Source organism: Streptomyces sp. NPDC002643 (assembly GCF_053592555.1).
In genome coordinates, this window is sequence record NZ_JBSFVY010000021.1 from 129,074 (window position 1) to 148,805 (window position 19,732).

At 71.0% G+C, this 19,732-nt stretch carries 19 protein-coding genes; 9 read left to right on the plus strand and 10 right to left on the minus strand.

Annotation, left to right across the window (positions count from 1 at the left end; translation table 11 throughout):
- Positions 1-285: 285 nt before the first annotated feature.
- Positions 286-930: an HNH endonuclease family protein gene (locus ACWD4G_RS29230; RefSeq protein WP_451298565.1), complete on the minus strand. Its 645-nt coding sequence runs from the start codon at positions 928-930 to the stop codon at positions 286-288.
- Positions 931-1,414: 484 nt separating this feature from the next.
- Here ACWD4G_RS29230 and ACWD4G_RS29235 point away from each other — a divergent pair, with 484 nt between their 5' ends.
- Complete coding sequence (locus tag ACWD4G_RS29235; RefSeq protein ID WP_451298567.1) at positions 1,415-1,996, plus strand: TMEM165/GDT1 family protein; 582 nt, start codon at positions 1,415-1,417, stop codon at positions 1,994-1,996.
- Positions 1,997-2,210: 214 nt separating this feature from the next.
- Positions 2,211-2,885 carry an HAD family hydrolase gene (locus ACWD4G_RS29240; protein WP_451298569.1) on the plus strand — a complete coding sequence of 225 codons (675 nt, stop codon included), beginning with the start codon at positions 2,211-2,213 and terminating at the stop codon, positions 2,883-2,885.
- Between the two features lie 133 nt (positions 2,886-3,018).
- Here the strand turns inward: ACWD4G_RS29240 and ACWD4G_RS29245 are convergent, their stop codons facing one another.
- On the minus strand, positions 3,019-3,936 hold the full coding sequence (locus tag ACWD4G_RS29245) for an NAD(P)-dependent oxidoreductase (RefSeq protein WP_451298571.1): 918 nt from the start codon (positions 3,934-3,936) through the stop codon (positions 3,019-3,021).
- A gap of 52 nt (positions 3,937-3,988) precedes the next feature.
- Here ACWD4G_RS29245 and ACWD4G_RS29250 point away from each other — a divergent pair, with 52 nt between their 5' ends.
- Together ACWD4G_RS29250 and ACWD4G_RS29255 are read left to right on the plus strand one after the other, a co-directional pair.
- Positions 3,989-4,363: a winged helix-turn-helix transcriptional regulator gene (locus ACWD4G_RS29250; protein ID WP_451298573.1), complete on the plus strand. Its 375-nt coding sequence runs from the start codon at positions 3,989-3,991 to the stop codon at positions 4,361-4,363.
- A gap of 171 nt (positions 4,364-4,534) precedes the next feature.
- Positions 4,535-5,863 (plus strand): hypothetical protein, encoded by a 1,329-nt coding sequence (locus ACWD4G_RS29255; RefSeq protein WP_451298574.1) that lies wholly within the window; start codon positions 4,535-4,537, stop codon positions 5,861-5,863.
- A 45-nt stretch (positions 5,864-5,908) separates the two neighbouring features.
- Here the strand turns inward: ACWD4G_RS29255 and ACWD4G_RS29260 are convergent, their stop codons facing one another.
- Positions 5,909-6,247 (minus strand): antibiotic biosynthesis monooxygenase family protein, encoded by a 339-nt coding sequence (locus ACWD4G_RS29260; RefSeq protein WP_451298576.1) that lies wholly within the window; start codon positions 6,245-6,247, stop codon positions 5,909-5,911.
- A 124-nt stretch (positions 6,248-6,371) separates the two neighbouring features.
- Positions 6,372-7,382, minus strand: coding sequence for a peptidoglycan-binding domain-containing protein (locus tag ACWD4G_RS29265; RefSeq protein WP_451298578.1), 1,011 nt, complete (start codon positions 7,380-7,382; stop codon positions 6,372-6,374).
- Positions 7,383-7,875: 493 nt separating this feature from the next.
- On the opposite strand from ACWD4G_RS29265, the gene ACWD4G_RS29270 reads away from it, so the two are divergent.
- The gene (locus ACWD4G_RS29270) at positions 7,876-10,029 is read left to right on the plus strand and encodes a DHA2 family efflux MFS transporter permease subunit (protein ID WP_451298580.1); all 2,154 of its coding nucleotides are present in this window, start codon (positions 7,876-7,878) and stop codon (positions 10,027-10,029) included.
- Here ACWD4G_RS29270 and ACWD4G_RS29275 read toward each other — a convergent pair.
- Positions 10,004-10,573: a GNAT family N-acetyltransferase gene (locus tag ACWD4G_RS29275; protein WP_451298582.1), complete on the minus strand. Its 570-nt coding sequence runs from the start codon at positions 10,571-10,573 to the stop codon at positions 10,004-10,006. The two genes, ACWD4G_RS29270 and ACWD4G_RS29275, sit on opposite strands and share 26 nt — an antisense overlap.
- 135 nt (positions 10,574-10,708) lie before the next feature.
- On the opposite strand from ACWD4G_RS29275, the gene ACWD4G_RS29280 reads away from it, so the two are divergent.
- Both ACWD4G_RS29280 and ACWD4G_RS29285 read left to right on the plus strand, forming a co-directional pair.
- Positions 10,709-11,371, plus strand: coding sequence for a hypothetical protein (locus ACWD4G_RS29280; RefSeq protein WP_451298584.1), 663 nt, complete (start codon positions 10,709-10,711; stop codon positions 11,369-11,371).
- A 14-nt stretch (positions 11,372-11,385) separates the two neighbouring features.
- Positions 11,386-11,817 carry a hypothetical protein gene (locus ACWD4G_RS29285; protein ID WP_451298586.1) on the plus strand — a complete coding sequence of 144 codons (432 nt, stop codon included), beginning with the start codon at positions 11,386-11,388 and terminating at the stop codon, positions 11,815-11,817.
- A 134-nt stretch (positions 11,818-11,951) separates the two neighbouring features.
- On the opposite strand, the gene ACWD4G_RS29290 is transcribed toward ACWD4G_RS29285, so the two are convergent.
- Complete coding sequence (locus tag ACWD4G_RS29290; protein WP_451298588.1) at positions 11,952-12,353, minus strand: DnaJ family domain-containing protein; 402 nt, start codon at positions 12,351-12,353, stop codon at positions 11,952-11,954.
- A gap of 138 nt (positions 12,354-12,491) precedes the next feature.
- Here ACWD4G_RS29290 and ACWD4G_RS29295 point away from each other — a divergent pair, with 138 nt between their 5' ends.
- Positions 12,492-12,887 (plus strand): hypothetical protein, encoded by a 396-nt coding sequence (locus tag ACWD4G_RS29295; protein WP_451298590.1) that lies wholly within the window; start codon positions 12,492-12,494, stop codon positions 12,885-12,887.
- Positions 12,888-12,962: 75 nt separating this feature from the next.
- Here the strand turns inward: ACWD4G_RS29295 and ACWD4G_RS29300 are convergent, their stop codons facing one another.
- Positions 12,963-13,634, minus strand: a complete 672-nt coding sequence (locus ACWD4G_RS29300; RefSeq protein ID WP_451298592.1) for an O-methyltransferase — start codon at positions 13,632-13,634, stop codon at positions 12,963-12,965.
- Between the two features lie 148 nt (positions 13,635-13,782).
- Positions 13,783-15,291 carry a DUF2330 domain-containing protein gene (locus ACWD4G_RS29305; RefSeq protein WP_451298594.1) on the minus strand — a complete coding sequence of 503 codons (1,509 nt, stop codon included), beginning with the start codon at positions 15,289-15,291 and terminating at the stop codon, positions 13,783-13,785.
- A 349-nt stretch (positions 15,292-15,640) separates the two neighbouring features.
- Between ACWD4G_RS29305 and ACWD4G_RS29310 the strand changes: the two genes are divergently transcribed.
- The gene (locus tag ACWD4G_RS29310) at positions 15,641-17,665 is read left to right on the plus strand and encodes a bifunctional glycosyltransferase 87/phosphatase PAP2 family protein (RefSeq protein ID WP_451298596.1); all 2,025 of its coding nucleotides are present in this window, start codon (positions 15,641-15,643) and stop codon (positions 17,663-17,665) included.
- A 14-nt stretch (positions 17,666-17,679) separates the two neighbouring features.
- Here ACWD4G_RS29310 and ACWD4G_RS29315 read toward each other — a convergent pair whose 3' ends face one another.
- Positions 17,680-18,420, minus strand: a complete 741-nt coding sequence (locus tag ACWD4G_RS29315; protein WP_451298598.1) for a VOC family protein — start codon at positions 18,418-18,420, stop codon at positions 17,680-17,682.
- 22 nt (positions 18,421-18,442) lie between these two features.
- Positions 18,443-19,678, minus strand: a complete 1,236-nt coding sequence (locus tag ACWD4G_RS29320; protein WP_451298600.1) for a cytochrome P450 — start codon at positions 19,676-19,678, stop codon at positions 18,443-18,445.
- Positions 19,679-19,732 lie beyond the last annotated feature (54 nt).

A 19,732-nucleotide genomic window follows, 5' to 3' on the forward strand; every position in this document is an offset into this window, starting at 1 on the left:
AAAAATCAAAACCCCCACCACCAGCCGCCGTCCCACCCGTGGGCCCCCGCGCCCGTGGGCACCCCCCGCTCCTCCGTCGCCCCGTACGGTACGGAACGACGGAGGCCGGCGGGGAGGTTCCGGGCCGAGGCGGTGGGGGGAACACCGGAGTTCCGGCGCGCGCCTCGGCGCGGACGGCATCACCGGCCGGACGCGTGCTCTCCGGGACCGGCGGCCGGACGGGTGGCTGCGGGGCGGTGGTCCGACCAGTGGCGCCACGTCAGTGGCCGGACCGGTGGTACCGGGTCAGCAGCTCGACAGGTAGCTGGTGAGCGCGCTCTTCTCGGCGGAGTCGACCGAGAGGTCGTAGTAGTACTTCACCTGGACCCAGGCGCGGACGTAGGTGCAGCGGTACGACGTGACCGACGGCATCCACTCGGCCGGGTCCTGGTCGCTCTTGGACTGGTTCACGTTGTCCGTGACCGCGATGAGCTGCGGGCGGGTGAGGTCGTTGGCGAACGCCTGGCGGGTGGCGCTGCTCCAGCTGTCGGCACCGGAGTCCCAGGCCTCGGCCAGCGGCACGAGGTGGTCGATGTCCAGGTCGGACGCGGCGGTCCAGGTGGCGCCGTCGTACGGGGAGTACCAGGTGCCGCTGGTGGCGGCGCAGGCGGAGCTGGTGACGACGTCCTCGCCGTCGCGCTTGAGGACCGTCTCGCGGGTGTTGCAGGTGCCGCTGATGGTGATCCAGTGGTTGAACAGGTCCCGGTCGTAGCCGGTGCGGTCCTCGGTGGCCACGGTGAGCTGGGAGAGGTACGTGCGGGCGGTGGAGGCGCTGACGGGGGTGGGGAGCGCGGCGGAGGCGGTCGGGCTGTTGAACAGTCCGACCGAGGCTATGAGTCCGGTGAGAGCGGCGAGTATGCTGGTGCGTCGACGCGCGTAGAACTTCGACATTGCGAACTCCCTCGGGGGGTGGGGGTGTTGGAGCGCTCGGGGGGACGGATGCGGTCGTGCGGTGCGGCGAGCTGACGAGCGATGAGCGGGCGAGCGATTGAAGAGTGGCCGCGCCGTGTTACGGGCGGATGTGTGTTTGGTGAGAAGTTAATGACGTGCTCATGACACGACAAGATGTGTGACGGCGTTCGTGACAAAGGTGAGTGACGGCGTTCGTGACATAAGATGGTCGGCGCAGAAGGGGAGTAGCTCTTCGCCGGGACCGTCGACATACTGCTCAGCTCGTCTGAGCCGGCGCCCGGAGCGGGACCCGTGGACGTCCTCGACGGACATCCTCGGCGGCTCGCCAGCGAGACCTTCGGCAAAGCAGTGCACATCCGTGCCGTCCGGTACGGGTGATGTGTGTGCTGCCGTGCCGAGGTGTCGCGTCGCGTCAGCGCAATGATTTCTCTCGGTGGGGTGGCCCCGACCGATTGAGGAAACCTTGATCAGCTTCAGTGTCATGGCGGTCGTCTTCGGCGTCGTCTTCCTCGCCGAGCTCCCCGACAAGACCGCCCTCGCCGGTCTCGTACTCGGCACCCGTTACCGCGCCTCGTACGTCTTCGCCGGTGTCGCCGCCGCCTTCGCCGTGCATGTCGCGCTGGCCGTGGCGGCGGGCAGCGTGCTCACGCTCCTGCCGCAGCGGCTCGTGCACGCGCTCACCGGTGTGCTGTTCCTGGCGGGCGCGGCGATGCTGCTGATGAAGAAGGACGAGGGTGACGAGGAGATCCGGCGGCCCGAGAACCAGAGCTTCTGGAAGGTCTCCGGGGCGGGCTTCATGCTCATCCTGGTCGCCGAGTTCGGGGATCTGACCCAGATCATGACCGCGAACCTCGCCGCCCGCTACGACGACCCGCTCTCCGTCGGCCTCGGCGCGGTGCTCGCACTGTGGGCCGTGGCCGGGCTGGGGATCGTCGGGGGCAAGGCGCTGATGAAGAGGGTGCCGCTGGGGTTGATCACCCGGATCGCCGCTGTGCTGATGGTGGGGCTCGGGGTGTGGAGCCTGTGGGAGGCCGCCGCCGGCTGAGGGCCTGTGTCATTTCCCTGGCCGGGCACGCGGCTTCTGGCCGGGGATATGACACAGGCTCTGAACGGAAGGTGAAGGGTTGGTCGGGGTGGTGGCGGGAGCCGGAGATGTTTTGTACCGTGAGGGAACAAAGTGGCTCCCGCCCGTTTTCCCTGACCGGCGGGCGGGACCACCTTGTTCTCTCTCCGCCGGGAGTCTCTGCTTGGAGTCGCCGATGACCGCCGCCGTGCCCACCGCGCCCATGGTTCTGCCCGCCCGTGCCCTCCTGCTGGACATGGACGGCACCCTCGTCAACTCGGACGCCGCGGTCGAACGGGTCTGGCGGCGCTGGGCCGACCGGCACGGCCTGGACGGCGACGAGGTCGTCACGGTCGTCCACGGGCGCCAGGGCTACGCCACGATGGCGGTGCTGCTGCCCGACCGTCCGATGGAGCAGAACCTCGCCGACAACGCGCGGATGCTGGACGAGGAGACCGCTGACCTGGCGGGCGTCGTCCCCATACCGGGCGCCCCGGAGTTCCTCGCCTCGCTCGCCGGACTCCCGCACGCCCTCGTGACCTCGGCGAACGTCGCCCTCTCCACGGCCCGGATGGGCGCCGCCGGACTGCCCCTGCCGGGGGTACGGGTCACCGCCGAGTCCGTCGGCGCCAGCAAGCCCGATCCCGAGGGCTTCCTCAAGGGCGCCGCCGAACTGGGGGTCGCCCCCGAGGAGTGCCTCGTCTTCGAGGACTCCGGCGCCGGTATCGAGGCCGGGCGCTCCGCAGGGATGCGGGTCGTGGGCGTCGGCGACCGGGCCCGCCTCCACGGCCCGGACGTCGTGGTGCCGGACCTGCGAGCGGTACGGGTCGAGACGGCGGGCGACGGCACGCTGCGGGTGCGCATCGGTTAGTCGGCCGGAGCGCGTACACCGCCCCGACGAGCGCCGACCGCACCTCGTACACCCGTTCCCGGCGCGCCCGTGCCTCGTACGCCCGCTCCTCGTACGCCCGCTCCTCGTACGCCGCGCCTCGTACGCCCGCTTCTCAGGCGCGACGGCTGGACCCTTCGGTCAGACGGCTGAACCCCTCGGTCAGACTGCTGAAGCCGTCGGCGCCGTGGCCCAGGTCGATGGCGCGGCGGGCGGCGGACTCCGCGGCGCGCATGATGCCCGCGTCGATGCCGTGGGACTCGGCGACATGGACGACATGGGCCATGGTCGACACGGCCGAGGTGAGCGGGTTCAGTTCGCCGGAGTGCCGTCCGCTGTCGACCTGCTCCGCGCCCACCTCGAAGAGCATCGGCAGGAGTTCGGCGACCCCCTGGGCCAGCGGCAGCAGCTCCCGTGCGGTGATCCCCTCCGCCCGCGCCACCGCCAGGCCATGCTGGTAACCGGCGATCGCCGTCCAGAACATGTCGAGCAGCGCGATGTCGTACGCCGCCGCCCGGCCGTAGTCCTCGCCGAGATGGGTGTGGGTGCCGCCCAGCGCGCTCAGCACCGGCAGAAGGGCGCGATGGAGGTCGGCGGGGCCGCTGTAGAGAAACACCGCCTCCGGGGTGCCGACCGAGGTGGTCGTCGACATGATCGCCCCGTCCAGGTAGCGGATGCCGTGCCCGGCGGCCCAGTCGGCGGACTCCCTGGCCCGGTCCGGGGTGTCGGCGCTCAGACCGACGACCGTACGGCCCTTGAGCGCGGCGGTGACCTCGGACCGCCGCAGTATCGCGTCCGAGGCGTCGTGGTTGACGACACAGACGACGGTCAGATCGCTCGCCGCGACGGCCTCCTCGGCCGACCCGGCACCGATGGCGCCGCGCGCGACCAGGTCGGTGTCCCGGCCCGGCGTACGGTTCCAGACGGTGGTCCGCACACCGGCGTCCAGGAACGCGCCGGCCAGCGCCCGGCCCATGGGACCGAGGCCGAGTACGGTGACCGTGGGGGTGGGGTGGCCGGTGAACGAGGACATGCTCGACTCCCTTGAGAAAATGGGTAATTGTGCATCGAAGGACGGGGTGAGAATGACGCGCAGCCGCGCCCAGGACCCGAATGTGTGCGGGGTGACCGCCGCGATCGCCGTGATCGACGGCAAATGGAAGACATCTCTGCTCTGGCTACTGGAATCAGGGCCTCAACGCCCCGGGGAATTACGCCGGTCGCTACCGGGAATCAGCGAGAAAGTGCTGACTCAGGCGTTGCGCGAGATGGAGACGGACGGGCTGGTGCACCGGGAGGTGCACGATGTGCTGCCGCTCAAGACCGTGTATTCACTGACGGACTTCGGCCTGGAACTCGCCAAGGCCCTGGGCCCCCTTTCCGACTGGGGCCACCGCCGTCTGGAGAAACTCGTCGAGGCCAGGTCGGAGGACCGGTCGGCGGCCCGGTCGGGGGCGTGAACTCCCGTAATCCGTGGTCACATTGTCGCCACCCGCATTTCACGTCCGCTTCCCTTATGCGTTCCGGGCGGTTGCTCGACCGCCCTCCCCAAGGGTGGCGCGGCTCGGACGGACCGCCAAGTACCCACCTTTTTGTGGGTACCCGATGGATTGGAGAACTACGGTGTGCGCGTGACTGTTCTTGAGACTGTGGCGCGTGTGCGCGTGGCCCGTGGACCTTTCGTCGAACGAGTGGTGTGCCATCCGCGACTTCCCCTGATCGCCGGCCTGGACTCGGAGCGCCCGGCCGTGCACATCTGGGACGGCCAGGGCGGGCGCCTACGCCAACTCGCCACCGTCGGCGCCGAGTCGACCGTGTACGCCGGCAGCGACGGGTGGGCTCAGCAGCGGCGGCGACCGGCGGTGGCATGGCATCCGGAGCGCCCGCTGCTCATGGTGGCGGACGAGGACGGAGTCGTGCGCTGGACCCCCGACGGGCTCTCGGCGCCGGCCGAGCCACTGCCCGACGTCCACTACCACGATCTGGCGTTCGCCCCGGACGGACGCACCCTGTGGGCGTCGCCCTCGTCACGGCGCGAGGAGGAGGACGACTGGGAGAGTTCCGACGTCCTCGACCTCGACTCGGGCACGGTCGGTATCGGACCGTGGTGGGACACCGGGGTGGCGGAGCATCCCGCCGGAGGGCTGGTGCTCACCTACCTCAGCGACCAGGGCGCCACCATCGGCCTCTTCGCGCGCGTCGACCGAGGGACGACACCGGCCGCCATGCGCATACTGCGCCGGGCGCTGATCCTCGACTGCGACGGTTACGAGAAGCCGGTGTTCAGCGCGGACGGACGCCATTTCGCGATACGCGGCAACGCGTACGACAACTCACTGGAAGTGTTCGAGTTTCCCTCGCTGCAACGCGTTCTGGCGACGAACCTCGGTGCGCCCAGCCCGGGTTACCCGTATCCGGAGGAGTGGCGCGCGCAGATGCGGGCGTGGTCGCGGCACAACATCGCGTTCGGGGCCGAACCCGGTGTGCTCTGGGTGGGGACGCCGACCGGGACCCTCGTCGAGATCGACATCGACGCCGACAACGCGGTCGAGCACGAGGTGCTGACCGGCTCCCGGGTCTCCGCGCTGGGCGCCATGGCCACGGGCGGACTCGTCGTCGCGGGCAGCGGTGGCGAACTCGTACTCCTGTCCGTGGACGCCGGTTCCGCGAGGGGCACGGCCGTGGACTCCGCCGGCGTGGAGGCCGCCCGCCGCGACTCGGCCAGGGCCGCGGTCACCGCCTTCCTGGAGGCCACCTCCGAGGTCCCCGACGACCCCGACGGCGATCTGGAGTCCCATCTCGTCCTGACCGACGGGACCCGGACCTGGGAGTCGGACGACCTGGCTACGGTGACCACCGCCGCCGGTACGGACCCGACCTGGCTACGGCTCCAGGCGGCCGTCAACGGGATGACGGGCAACGCCTCCGCCGACGACAAGGTGCTGGACCGGAACAGGTGACCGCCCGCACGCGGGAGGTCACCTGTCGGGGCGTGCGGTGGACGGTCAGGCCTCGGCGGTCTTCGGGCCGGTCTGCTGGATGACCTCGAAGCTCCAGACGGTGGAGTCGGTGGCGGCGGGCCTCGGCCGCTCGCCGCCCTCGCCACCGCCGCCGCCCTGGTGGGCCTGCCGCATCGGGCCCTCCATCCACGCCTGGAAGGAGGCCTCGTCGCGCCAGCGGGTGTAGACGAGGTAGTTGTCGGTGCCGTCGACCGGGCGGAGCAGTTCGAACCACTCGAAGCCGTCGGAGCTCTCGACCACACCGGCGCGGGAAGCGAACCGCTTCTCCAGCACCTCGCGCTGCTCGGCGGGAACCGTGAGGACGTTGATCTTGACGATGCTCATGGCCTCATCCTGCACCAAGGGGTACGGAACCCCGGTGGCCGACCCCGCCGGGCGCCCCCAAGAGCCGCCCGGAAGAGCCGTCCCCAAGAGCCGCCCCGAGGCGCCTGCCGCTGCCGCGTGCGGCTCACGGTTCCGTCGTCTCGGACTCCAGCGCGGCGCGGGTGACGGGGCCGTAGACGCCCCGCTCCTCCTGGGCCTCGGGGATCTGGCGTTTGATCTGGTAGTCGATGACCGCCTGCTCGACCTGGGCGTCGAAGTTCTCGTCGTAGTCGCCGAAGTAGAAGCTCAACTCGTTGAGCCGGCGCTGGAGTTCGATGACCTCGGGGTCGTCGTCGCCGAGGCGGAGCACCTTGGTGTCCACGGGCTGGCTGTCCGCCGCGCCCGAGTCGTCCGCGCCGGAACCGTTCGCGCCGATCGAGGCCGAGGCGCTGGGGCTGCTGAGGGGAGGGGAGGCGGAGGCGGGCGCCGAGGGCGAGGGGGAGTTCCGGGACGGGGACGGGGAGGGGCGCTCGGTGGGCTCGGCGCGCGGCCGGTCGTCCGCCGGAGTCGTCGGCGCGGGCGCCCCTCCGGTTCCGTCGCCCCCGGATTCCGTCTGAGCCGGTGTCGAGTCCCCGTCCACCGAGGTGTCCGGCGCACTCGCCCGTACATCCTCCGGCAGCGCGCTGTCCCGCTCGGGCTTGTCGTACGAGAAGAGTCCGCTGGTGACCGCCGCTACGGCCATGACACCCGCGGCGGCGGTTCCGGCGAGGGCGACGACGAGGCCGGTACGACGCCGGCGCCGGCGGGGGCCGGCCGCCCAGGCGGGGGTCGAGGAGCGCCCGGGGGAGGAGGGCCGGCCCGGCGAGGAGGGCGGACCGGTGGGTGGAGCGGTCGACGCGGAGGGCGGAGGGGGCGAGAGGGCGCCATGGGCGTCGTACGGCTCGGGGGTGTCGGGGGTCCGGCCGCCGCTCCCGTAGCCCTCGGGGCCATCGCCGACGCCGTCCCGGCCCTCGAACGGGTGTACTTCGTCGGGGTGCGGGATCGCGGCCCCCGCCGCGGCGCCCCTCGGTGCGGTGGTCCCCGCTGTGGTGGTCCCCGCCGCCGTGGCCGCCGGTGTCGCTGTGCCCGTCGCTACCGTCGGCATCGCCGTGGTCATCGGTATCGCGAGCGTGGGCGGGTCCTCAGGCGCCCCGGGCCCGCCCGGAACGGGCCCCGCCGGCCTCTGCTGAATCGTTAAGCCATAGCCGTCCCGCCGCTCATCGGGCTTCCCGCCCCCCAGCTCGACATACGGGCGGATGCGCAGAGGGTCGAAGTCCTCGGCGGCTGCGGCTTCCGCCGTCCGTGTTTCGAGGAGCGCTTCTGAGACACGGCGGGCGCAGCCGCAGGACGGGCTTCCGTCCAGGCCCCTGGGGGCCGAGCATTCCGGGCATATATGGCTGTTCGGTTCACTCACGTGTCGTCCCTCCCCGTGAAGACTCCAGAGTTTAAGCAAACGGCCGTCACAGAATCTCCCAGGCGCCCCAGGAATCACTGATTCCGGATGTGTCCGACAGGCCAGAACCAGTCACAGCGATCACGATGGAGTGGACAGCCGACGAGGAGGACACTGGGGACGCTGTACGAGACCCACGCGTCCTCGGGAGGTCTACATGGCCGACGAGATCGACGACACGGACGGCGGCAGCGGCGACGGGCCCGCCGGCGCCGTGCCGACCGCCCCTCCGCGTCACGACATCCCGCCCACCGAACAGGTGACCGGTGACGTTCTCGTCTCCATCGGCGCCCTGCTGCTCGGGATGTTGCTGGCCGCGCTGGACCAGACGATCGTGTCGACGGCGCTGCCGACCATCGTCAGCGATCTCGGCGGTCTTGAGCATCTGTCGTGGGTCGTGACGGCGTACCTGCTCGCGGCGACGGCGGCGACCCCGCTGTGGGGGAAGCTCGGCGATCAGTACGGCCGAAAGAAGCTGTTTCAGACCGCGATCGTGATTTTTCTCATCGGGTCGGCACTGTGCGGAATGGCACAGAACATGGGCCAGTTGATCGCCTTCCGGGCCGTCCAGGGCCTCGGCGGCGGTGGGTTGATGGTGCTGTCGATGGCTATCGTCGGCGATCTGGTCCCCCCGCGCGAACGGGGGCGCTACCAAGGGCTGTTCGGCGCCGTCTTCGGCACGACCAGTGTGCTCGGGCCGCTGCTCGGCGGGCTGTTCACCCAGCATCTGAGCTGGCGCTGGGTCTTCTACGTCAATCTGCCGGTCGGAGCGGTCGCGTTGGCCGTCATCGCCGCCGTACTGCGCATCCCGCGCCGCCGTGAGCGCCATGTCATCGACTATCTCGGCACCCTCCTCATCGCCTCCGTCGCCACCTGTCTCGTCCTGGTCGCCTCCCTCGGCGGCACCACCTGGGGCTGGGGCTCCCCGCAGATCATCGGCCTGGCCGTGCTGGGCGTACTGCTCGCCGTCGCCTTCGTTGCCGTCGAGCGGCGGGCCGCCGAACCCGTACTGCCCCTCAAGCTCTTCCGCGTCCGCACCTTCGCCCTCTCCGCCGTGATCAGCTTCGTCATCGGCTTCGCGATGTTCGGCGCGATGACGTATCTGCCGACGTTCCTCCAGGTCGTGCACGATGTGACACCGACGATGTCCGGTGTCCATATGCTGCCGATGGTCTTCGGGCTGCTGCTGTCGTCGACGCTCTCCGGGCAGATCGTCAGCCGCACCGGCCGCTGGAAGGTGTTCCCGGTCGCCGGCACCGCCGTCACCACCCTCGGGCTGCTGCTCCTGCACCAACTCGACGCGGACAGCGGCGACGCCGAGATGGCCGCCTACTTCTTCGTCTTCGGCACCGGCCTCGGCCTCGTCATGCAGGTACTCGTCCTCATCGTGCAGAACGCCGTCTCCTACAAGGATCTCGGCGTCGCCACCTCCGGCGCGACCTTCTTCCGCTCCATCGGCGCCTCGTTCGGCGTCGCCGTCTTCGGCACGATCTTCGCCGGGCGGCTCGGCGACAAGCTGACGAACGCGCTGGCGGGCACCGCGCTGCCGCCCGGAGTGAGCGTCGACGGGCTGAAGGCGGACCCACGCGAGATCGCCGAGCTGCCCTCCGCCCTGCGCCCGCCCGTCCTCGACGCCTACGCCTCCGCCATCACCGACGTCTTCCTCTACGCCGCCCCCGTCGCCGTATTCGGCTTCCTCCTCGCCCTGGCGCTGCGCGAGGACCGGCTGCGCGGCTCGGTGACCGCGCCGGACGGCTCGGAGACCTTCGCCAGCAACCCCGTCGAACGGTCCTCCTACGACGAGGTGTGCCGGGCGCTGTCGCTGCTGGGATCGCGGGAGGGACGGCGCGAGATCTACCGGACGATCACCGCGCGGGCCGGTTACGACCTGCTGCCCGCCGCCGGGTGGCTGCTGCTGAGGATCAGACGGTACGGCTGGGCCGAGCCCGCGGTGCTCGCCGAGCGCAGCACCGTACCGCTGGAAGTGATCATGGCCGCGACGCGTCAGGTGGAGGAGCGCGGGCTCGCCCGCCGCGAGGGCCTCGACCTCATCCTGACCACCACCGGCCACGAGGCCGCCGACAAGCTGGCCAAGGCCCGCGAGGAGTCACTGGCCGAACTGCTGGGCGACTGGTGGGGGCCCGACCGCCCGACCCATCTGGTCCGGCTCGTGGAGGAGCTGAACGCCGAGTTGTGCGGGTCGGACTCGGAGCGGCCGCACGAGGCTCGGCCGCACGGGGCTCGGCCGCGTGCGGATCAGCCGTACGAGGATCGGCCGGGCACCGCTAGGCCGACCTCAGGTCCTTCGTGAACCAGTGGTCCGCGTACTGGTTGTGGTTGTAGGGCTCGGTCTCCTCGTAGCCGAGGCGGGCGTAGAGGGTGCGGGCCTCGATCAGGTCGCCACGGGTGTCCAGGACGATCCGTTCGGCCCCGAGGGAGCGGGCCGCGTCCTCGGCCGCCGCCACCAGCAGGGCGGCGCCGCCCCTGCCACGGGCCTCCTCGCGCAGGAAGACCCGCTTCAGCTCGGCCGTCGCCGTGTCGTCCGTCAGCCGCACCCCCGCCGTCCCGACGGGCTCGCCCTCGTACCGCGCCACCAACAGCACCCCGCCCGGCGGCGCGAGATACGCTCCGCTGTCCGCCGCGATCTCCCGCTCCAGCTCGTCGGGGTCCGTGACATGCCCCTCGTGCAGCAGATACCAGCGGTCGCTGACCTCGGTGTAGTACGCCCGCCACAGCGCGAGGGCGACGGGGGAGTCGAAGGGCTCGGGGGTGACGGTCCAGACGCCGGCGGGGGTGGCGGCCGGGGGCGTGGTCGTTGTCGTGGGTGTGGTGGATGCCGGTGTCGTACGGGTCATGGCGGGCATTGTCGGCGGTCGGTGGGGGTGGGCGCGCGCCCTTTTCCGCTGTTTGAAGCGGGACGTTCGGGTGACCCGGTGCGGAAGGCGGCCCACTGATCCGAGGAGGGCGGGCCGGAGACCTGGAAGGCATTCATGTCCACAGGCATGATCATCGCTTTGATCGTGATCGTGGCGGTCGTTGTCGTCGTCGCGGCCGTGCTGCTGCCGCGTGCCCGTGCGGGCGTCGGCGACGGCGGTTCGCTGAGGCGGCGGTTCGGGCCGGAGTACGACCGGACCCTGGCCCGCCACGACGGCGACGAACGGGCCGCCGCGTGTGAGCTAACAGAGCGCTTGAAACGGTACGGGTCGCTGGAGCGGCAGCCGCTGCGGGCCGAGGAGCGGCGACGGTACGAGGTCCGCTGGGCGGCGGCCCAGGAACGGTTCGTCGAGTCACCGCGCGAGGCCGTCGCGGAGGCGGACCGGCTGCTCGGCGAGGTGGCGGGGGCGCGGGGGTTCCCCGACGGGGAGCGTTACGAGGCCCGGTTGGAGGCGCTGTCCGTGCATCACGGTCGCCATGTGCAGGGCTATCGCCGGGTGCATCGCGCGGCCCGTACCGCTCCGGGCGCCGCGGAGGGGCGTGATGGCACCGAGGAGATGCGCGAGGCCATGGTCGAGGCGCGAGGGCTGTTCGACGAGCTTGTGGCGGCGGGGCGCCGGGAGGAGGCACGGGCGGACCGCGAGGGTCGTTCCGGTCGTTCCCCGGGGCGGGCCCCTATGCCGTGGGCGTTCACCAGGCGTCATGCGAAGGGGAGTTGAGGGGGATGAGTGACATGACTGATGACATGAGGACAGGCGCCGGGGGTTCTGCGGGTGCCGCGGGTTCCGGCGGTTCCGCGACCCATCCCACCGGTGGTCCCGGGGCGCCCATCGTGGCGGGGCATCACCGTGACGACACCGCTGGCGGGGCGCGGCTGTTGCCGCACGAGGAGTGCGACAAGCTCGGGTCGCGGCTGCGGCATGCGGTCGGTGGGTTTGTGGATGGGCCGCGTACGGCTGTGGAGGAGGCCGATCATGTGCTGGAGGAGGTGGCGGCGCGGGTCGGTGACGCGGTGAAGCAACGTCGGCGTACGTTGCGGGCCTCTTGGCAGGGGCCCGCCGAGCCCGGGCGTGAGGCCGCCTCCGGCGACAGCGGGGATACCGAGCAACTGCGCCTGGCCCTGCGGGACTATCGCGAGCTGACCGAGAGGCTGTTGCGGATGTAGCTGCACGCAGCTGGGGGGAGGAGGACGCGGGAGACGTGTGGCTGCCGGGTGCCGGCCGGATGCCTAAGGGGCGCGGGGAACTGCGCGACCAGCCCGCTACGGCCCGCAGTCGCCGTCCTGCCCGCACCCCCGAGCTATGAGGCGTTCCGCTCCCGCCAGTTCTGGAGCACCGCTTCCACGTCGTACGGCTTCAGGCCCAGGGGTGGGCCCGGTGGGGGGCGGAACATCATGGCGCGGATCTTTGTGTTGATGTCGGTGATGATTGTGCGGACGGCGCGTTCGGAGGGGGCCTCGGCGGCCGCCGCCAAAGCGTCCTCCGCTTCCTTGCGGAGGGCCAGGGTCGGGGGCAGTACCGACATGCCCTCGCGGGCCATCTTCTGTTTGACCCACCAGAGATCGTCGTAGGGCACGTCGGTGTCGGGCAGCGGTTTGCCCGCGCCCGGGAGGGACGAGAAGTCGCCTCGGGACTCGGCGTCGCGGATCTGTTTGTCGACGAAGGACTCGAAGCTGACACCGGGTGGCTTTCGCTCGGTCATGCGTCCATTGTGCCGGAGGCCACACAACCGGACGAGCTGGGGAATTATCATTCGGCGGCGGTGCGCCAAGCGCGGCGTGTGCGACGACAATTGGGGCGTTGGCCCCTGTGGACCTCAAGGACCTCTAAGGAGCGGCACGTGCTCGAACTCACCATGGCCTCGGTGTCCGAGGCTGACGCCGGGGCGACGGCCGGGATGCAGATGGCCGACGCGCCCAGCGAGCCGGGCGCCGTGCTCCGGGTGGGCCGGGACCGGACGGTGTGCCGCCTGGCGACCCCGGACGACTGGCTGTTCGTATCACGCGTACATCTGGAGTTCCTGTGCGGGCCCGAGGGCACCTGGCAGGTCACCTGGCTGCGCGGCACCCACGCCGACCCCTCCTCCGAGGTCCGCCTCGCCCTCCTCGGCCAGCAGCCCCAGCCCCTCCCGTACGGCGGCACGGCCAAGCTCCCCGCCAACAGCTCCGGCGAACTCGTCATAGTCGACCGCACCGCCCCCCGCAGCATCAACGTCGGCTTCTTCCACGAGCCCTGACCGACACCGGGGGAGGGGGAAGGGCGGAGGAGAGGGGCCGGGAGGCCCTGCTCCGGCGGCCTCGCCCTGGCCGTCTCAGTCCAGCACCCTCGCCAACGCGAAGCCGTCGTAGCCCTTTTCGCCCACCGTCTGGATCGCCGTGCCGGTCAACTTGGGGTGGGCGGCGATGAGTTCGATCGCGGCGCGGGTACCCCGGATGTTCGGGTCGGTGGAGTCGGTGTCGGTCACCCGGCCGCCGCGTACGACGTTGTCGACGACGATGACGCTGCCCGCGCGGGTGAGCCGGAGGGCCCACTCCACGTAGTGCGGGTTGTTGGCCTTGTCGGCGTCGATGAAGACCAGGTCGAAGGGCTCGGGGTTCTCGTCGGCGAGCTTGGGCAGCGACTCCAGGGCCGGGCCCACCCGTACCTCCACGAGCGGGTCCAGACCGGCCCGCGCGATGTTGCGGCAGGCCACCTCCGCGTGGAGCGGGCTGTACTCCAGGGAGATCAGCCGGCCGTCGGCGGGCAGGGCGCGGGCCAGCCAGATCGTGCTGTAGCCGCCGAGGGTGCCGATCTCCAGGATGCGCCGGGCGCCCTGGATCTGGGCCAGGAGCTGGAGGAACTTGCCCTGGTTGGCGGTGACACTGGCCGGCGGCAGCTCGGCGGCCCTGCTGTCGCGCATCGCCGCCGCCAGGTGCTCGTCGTCGGGGGAGAGGTGGGTGATGAAGTAGTCGTCGACGTCGTCCCAGGTCTTCGACTCGCTCATGAAGCGCTGCCTCCTGTGCCCCTGGGGTTCTGACGCCCTTCAGGGCTGATCGATGTCCGGTCGGTGCCCGGTGGGTGACCGGTCGGGGACGGGTCGGTCTCCGGTCGGTCACCGGTCGGGTGTTGTGGCTAGATCGACGGTAAAGGGCTCAGTCGGCGGAGTCGGTCTTTCCGGCCGCGGGAGGCACGGGCGCGGCGGGTGGCACGGGCGCGGCGGGCGGCACGGCGTCCCCGTCCGGCGCCCCGGCCTGGTTCGGCGCCACAGCCCCACCCGGTCCCGTGGCAGCCCCCGGCTGGTGCGCGCCCGGAGCCACCGGCCCACCCGCCGGATACGTGCCCGGCTGCCCCGGCCCACCCGGCGGCGGCACCTGCGCCCCGTGCGCCCCCGGCACCTGCGCCCCGTGCGCCCCCGGCGCGTACGTGCCCGGCGCCACGGCAGCCCCCGGCGGGTACGCCCCCGTCGGATACACACCCGGCGCCGGATAGCCCCCCGCCCCGTACACCCCCGGAGGGACCGGCGGCAGCTGTCGCTTCGCGTTTCGGCGCAGCACGATGCCGACCGCCACCGCCTTGATCGCCAGGATGCCGATGCCGATGCCGAAGGAGAACAGCCAGCCGGGGATGCCGGCCACGGTCCACATGTCGTTCACGTAGATCACCTCTCGGTAGGGCTCGTCGGTCGCCGCCCGGCGCAGTGTGTGGTCGCCGGAGATCCGCTCCGGCTGCGGGAAGTCCTGCTCGAACGCGGTCAGATAGTCCGTGTCGCCCCCGCTGAGCGCGCCCAGCGCCCCGTCGGGTGTGACGACGCGTCCGGCGAACGTCACCTCCGGCTCGTCGCCCCCGATCGCCGAACCGAGCCGCATCCTGTGCCCGGCGAGGACGTACAGGTCGAGGGCCTGCGGGGTCGTCGCGAGGCGGGACAGCCGCATCGGGTACACCGGCTCCTCGCTGGCGAAGGTGAGGTGCAGCGGGTCGAGGGTGCCGGCGAGCGGGGTGTCACCGGACGCGTGCTCCGGGGCCAGCTTGATCGCCACGTACTCCCACTTCTGCTGGACGTACGGCTCCAGGGCGGTGTCGAGGCGTTCGGGGAGCTGGAAGCCGTTCTCGTCGAGCCAGTCGGCGAGGGCGCCGGAGTCGGTGGCGGTCAGCTGGGCCACGTCGAACGGGCCGAGCCGTTCGCGGTCGACGACGTCCACACGGCCGTCCGCGCCGGGCGCGGCCCCCGCCGAGGTGCCATCGGTCTCGTCGAACGGCCAGTCGCCGGAGCGCGGCCAGAAGTACTCCCGGGTCTCGTACTCGGGGGCGGTCTCCTCGGTGAGCTGGTCGAAGAGGGTGGCGTCGCCCAGCTCCACGGTGGCCCGGTTCGGCACCGGCATGATCCAGGCCGCCGTACGGGCGTCACCGGCGACCGTCAGCCGCATCACGATCTGTTCCTCGCCGCCGTCCCAGCGGACGAGGGAGGTCTCGCGGTTGACGTACACGTTCCGCTCGGCGTCCGGCACCATCGCGCCACAGCCGCAGGCGTACGCCGGTGCCACGAACGAGGCCAGCTGGAACCCGAGCAGCGCCAGCACCACGACCAGCAGCCGCCCGGGTGCCCCGCGCGCCACCCGCTCCCCGGAACCGGAACGCGTGCGCCCCCGTACGAATCCGTTCATCCCCCGTGCTCCCTCTGCCGTGCGTCCATGCTCACCGTTGTGCTCGCCGCGGCCCCGTACGGGCCCGCGACCTGCTCGCAGACATGCTCCCAGCTGTTTGTCCGTGCCCCGTCACAGCCGTACCAGTGATGTGCATCCGTGATCCGCCGCCCCCTGTCCGTGACGGGCCACCGCGTATCCGTGATCCCAGCCGCGCCCCCCGAGATGGCAGACGACCTTCCGCGCACTATCGTCATCCGGACAAAACAAGGGCGACCCTCAGGTGAAGCGAGGGTTGCCCGCGTCTCACAGCGGGGGGCGGTCCGAGCCTCCTCGACGGGACGGCAACGGGGCGGGAGGACAACAGGGCGTGGCGACGAACGCGGAGCGGAGCAGGCCGGGCGGTGCCACGGGCACGGGCCTGACGGCGGCGCGGCTGAGTACGGTCAGGGCGGTGCTGTGGCTGGTCGCCGGGGTCCTGGCGGTGCGGCAGATCGCGGTCGTGCTGGGCACGCCCAGAGGCGAGCGGCTGACGGATCTGGAGACCTGGGTCGGGCCGAGCGGAGTCCTGCATGTGAACGGCTCGCTGTACGACTCGACGAGGTTCACCGGTACGCCCTTCGGCGGCCTCGTCCTCAAGCCACTCACCCGAACGGCCGAACAGGCGCTCGGCTGGGGCTGGACCTTCGGCACCCTCCTGCTGGTCGTCGCCCTAGGTCTGGTCGCCGCGCGGGCCCTGCCCCAGCCGGTGACCAGGCGTTCCACGCTGCTCGCGGCGCCCGTCGCGGTCACCCTGCTGATGCTGTCGCTGCCGGTGCGCAACACCCTCTACCTGGGCCAGACCAGCATCATCCCGGTGCTGCTGGTGCTCGCGGGCTGTTTCGCGGTGCGGGGCGAGCGCTGGAGCGGGCTCTGCATCGGTCTGGCCGCGGCCCTGCAGCCGACCGTGCTGCTGTTCATCCCCCTGCTGTGGTTCACCGGCCGCCGCCAGGCCGCCACGGCCACGGGGGTCACGTTCGCCGGGGCCACCACGCTCGCGTGGGCGGCGATGCCGCGCGACTCGTACACGTACTGGGTGCACCATCTGGCCGGTGTCGGCCTCGGCGGCCGGGCGGACGACCTCGCCAACCAGTCCCTGCACGGCGCGCTGCTCCGCCTCGGCCTGGAGGGCCCGCTGGAGATCGCGCTCTTCTTCGCGCTCGCCGCGGCCGTGGCCGTCCTCGGTATGCGCCGGGCCATCCACTACGCCCGCGACGGCCAGCTGCTGCTGGCGGTGGCGATCACCGGCTGTGTCGTGGTCGCCGTATCCCCCACCTCCTGGAAGCACCAGCTGCTGTGGGTGCTGCTGGCGGTGGTCGGCCGGGTCGGCAAAAAGGCCTCGTCGCGTTATGTGTGGCCGGTCGCCGTCGTCCTCGTCATGACCCTGCCGGCGAAGATGATGGTGCCGAACATGGGCGCCCTGCATCCCTTCCGCGACAACGTCGTCCTGCTGGCCGCGCTGGCCGCCGCGCTGGTCGTACCGTTCCTGTCGCGCACCTCGGAGTACTACCGCAGACCGATCCCCACCGCGTACGCGCCGAAGGCCGACACCCGTTTCAGCTGGGCCCCGCTGCTGCGCCGGGTCGCCACCCGCCCCAACCTCCTCCTGGAACTCCTCCTGATCCGCGTCACCTACGCGGTGTACCAGCGCACCCGTCTGGAGGCGACCGGCAGCCGGGCGGTGGCCGAGGAGCACGCGTCGCAGATCCTCTCCGTCGAGAAGGCCCTGTTCATCGACATCGAGCACTGGGTCAACCACGCGGTGGTGAAGGTCGACTGGCTGCGGGCGTTCTTCGACTTCTACTACACGTCGTTCCACTTCGTGGTCCCGCTGACCATCCTGGGCGTCCTGTACTGGCGCCGCCCCGCCGACTACCGCTGGGCCCGCACGGCCATCGGTTTCACCACGGTCCTGGCCCTGATCGGCTTCTTCTTCTACCCGCTCGCTCCGCCGCGTCTGATGCCGGGCCTCGGCATCATCGACACCATCCACGGCGTCCAGGACTTCTCCAGGCCGGACTACGGCAAACTCACCGAACTGACCAACCAGTACGCCGCGATGCCGTCCCTGCACTTCGGCTGGTCCCTGTGGTGCGGTCTGACGATCGCGATCATCGCCCCGAGATGGTGGATGAAGGCCCTCGGCCTCCTCCACCCCACCTTCACGGTCGCCGCCATCGTCGCCACCGGCAACCACTGGATTCTCGACGCGGTGGGCGGCGCGGCGGTGGTCGGCGCGGGCTTCGGCATCACCTACCTGCTGACGGGGCCGAGGGCGAGGACCGTGACGGAGGTGGCGGTACGGGAGGAACCGGAGCCGGACCTGCGGAAGGCGAGCCGCCAGGAACCGGTCTAGGGCTGGTCGCCCCGTCAGGACGGGGTGAGGACGCAGAACGCGTGGCCCTCCGGGTCGGCCAGGCACGTCCACGGGACGTCGCCCTGGCCGACGTCGAGGTCGGTGGCGCCGAGCGCCCGCAGCCGGGCCACCTCCGCCGCATGGTCGTCACCGGGGTACGGCAGCAGGTCGAGATGGACGCGGTCCGGCACGGTCTTCCCGGCGGGCGTGCGAAGGAATTCGACGTAGGGGCCGACGTCCTCGGCGGAGCGCAGCACCGCCTGGTCGCCGGACACCTCGCGCAGGGTCCAGTCCATCGCCTCGCCCCAGAACCGGCCCATGGCCCGTGGATCGGCGCAGTCGATCACCACCGCGGCGATCGGCCCGGTGTCCCGGTAGGTCTCCCGGGGCTCCAGCACACAGAACTCATTGCCCTCCGGGTCGGCGAGCACCGTCCACGGCACATCGCCCTGGCCCACGTCGGCGGGTGTCGCGCCGAGAGCCTCAAGGCGTGCGACCAACTCCGCCTGGTGGGCGGCGGAGGTGGTGGCGAGATCGAGGTGCACCCGGTTCTTCGTCGCCGTCTTGGGTTCCGGGTCGGGAACGAGGTCGATGCCGATCGCGACCGGGTGCGGCCAGACGAGGCCGCCGGCGGGTCCGACGTAGGTGGTCACGCCGGGGCTGTAGGCGGTCCAGCCGAGCGCTTCCGCCCAGAACCGGCCGACGGCCGGGGGATCAAGGGCCTTCATGATCACGTGAACGGGTCGCAGCGCCATGCCGGCGATCCTAGGGGACCGGCTATACGGCGCTGACCTGGAGTTCCTTCACGCCGTTGATCCATGCCGAGCGGAGGCGGCGGGGGTCGCCGACCAGTTTCAGTTGGGGCATGGTGTCGGCTATCGCGTTGAAGATGAGGTTGATTTCGAGGACGGCGAGGGACTTGCCGAGGCAGAAGTGGGGGCCTCCGCCGCCGAAGCCGAGGTGGGGGTTGGGGTCCCGGGTGATGTCGAAGGTGTCGGGGGAGGAGAAGACTTCCGGGTCGTGGTTGGCGGAGGCGTAGAAGATGCCCACCCGGTCGCCCTTTTTGATCAGTTTGCCGCCCAGTTCGGTGTCCTGGGTGGCCGTGCGCTGGAAGGAGTTCACGGGGGCCGCCCAGCGGACGATCTCCTCGGCGGTCGTCGCGGGGCGTTCGCGTTTGTAGAGGTCCCACTGGTCGGGGTGGGTGAGGAAGGCGTGCATGCCGTGGGTGATGGCGTTGCGGGTCGTCTCGTTGCCGGCCACCGCCAGCATCAGGACGAAGAAGCCGAACTCGTCGGAGGCGAGGTTGCCCTCGTCCTCGGCCGCGACCAGGGTCGTGACGATGTCCTTCGCCGGGCACTGCTTGCGGTCGGCGGCCATGTTCATGGCGTAGCCGATGAGTTCCATCGCCGACTGCTGGCCGACCTCTTCCGTGATGGCGTACTCGGGATCGTCGTAGGAGATCATCCGGTTCGACCACTCGAAGATCCGGATGCGGTCCTCCTGGGGGATGCCGATCAGTTCGGCGATGGCCTGGAGGGGGAGTTCGCAGGCGACCTGGGTGACGAAGTCGAAGGGGCCGGAGCGGGCCACGGACTCCTCGGTGATGTTGCGGGCCCGGGTGCGCAGGGCGTCCTCCAGGGCGCGGATGGCCCGGGGGGTGAACACCCGCTGCACGATGCCCCGCACCCTGGTGTGCTCCGGCGGGTCCATGTTGAGCAGGATCAGACGCTGGGCGTCGATGGCGTCGCGCTCTATGTGCTCGTTGAAGCGGATGATCGCCGTGTTGAGGTAGGACGAGAACAACTCGGGGTGCGTGGAGACGTACTTGACGTCCGCGTGCCGGGTGACGGCCCAGTAGCCCTCGTCCTCGAAGCCCGCGACACCGGGGGTCTGCGGAATCCAGTGGACCGGTTCCGTGCGGCGCAGTTCGGCGAACTCCGGGAGGGGGACGCGGTGGTGCAGCAGATCGGGATCGGTGAAGTCGAACCCGTCGGGCAGCGCTGGACAGGGCATCGGCAACTCCTGACGGAGCATCAGCTTTTGGATTCGCGGTGACCGTAGTAACGG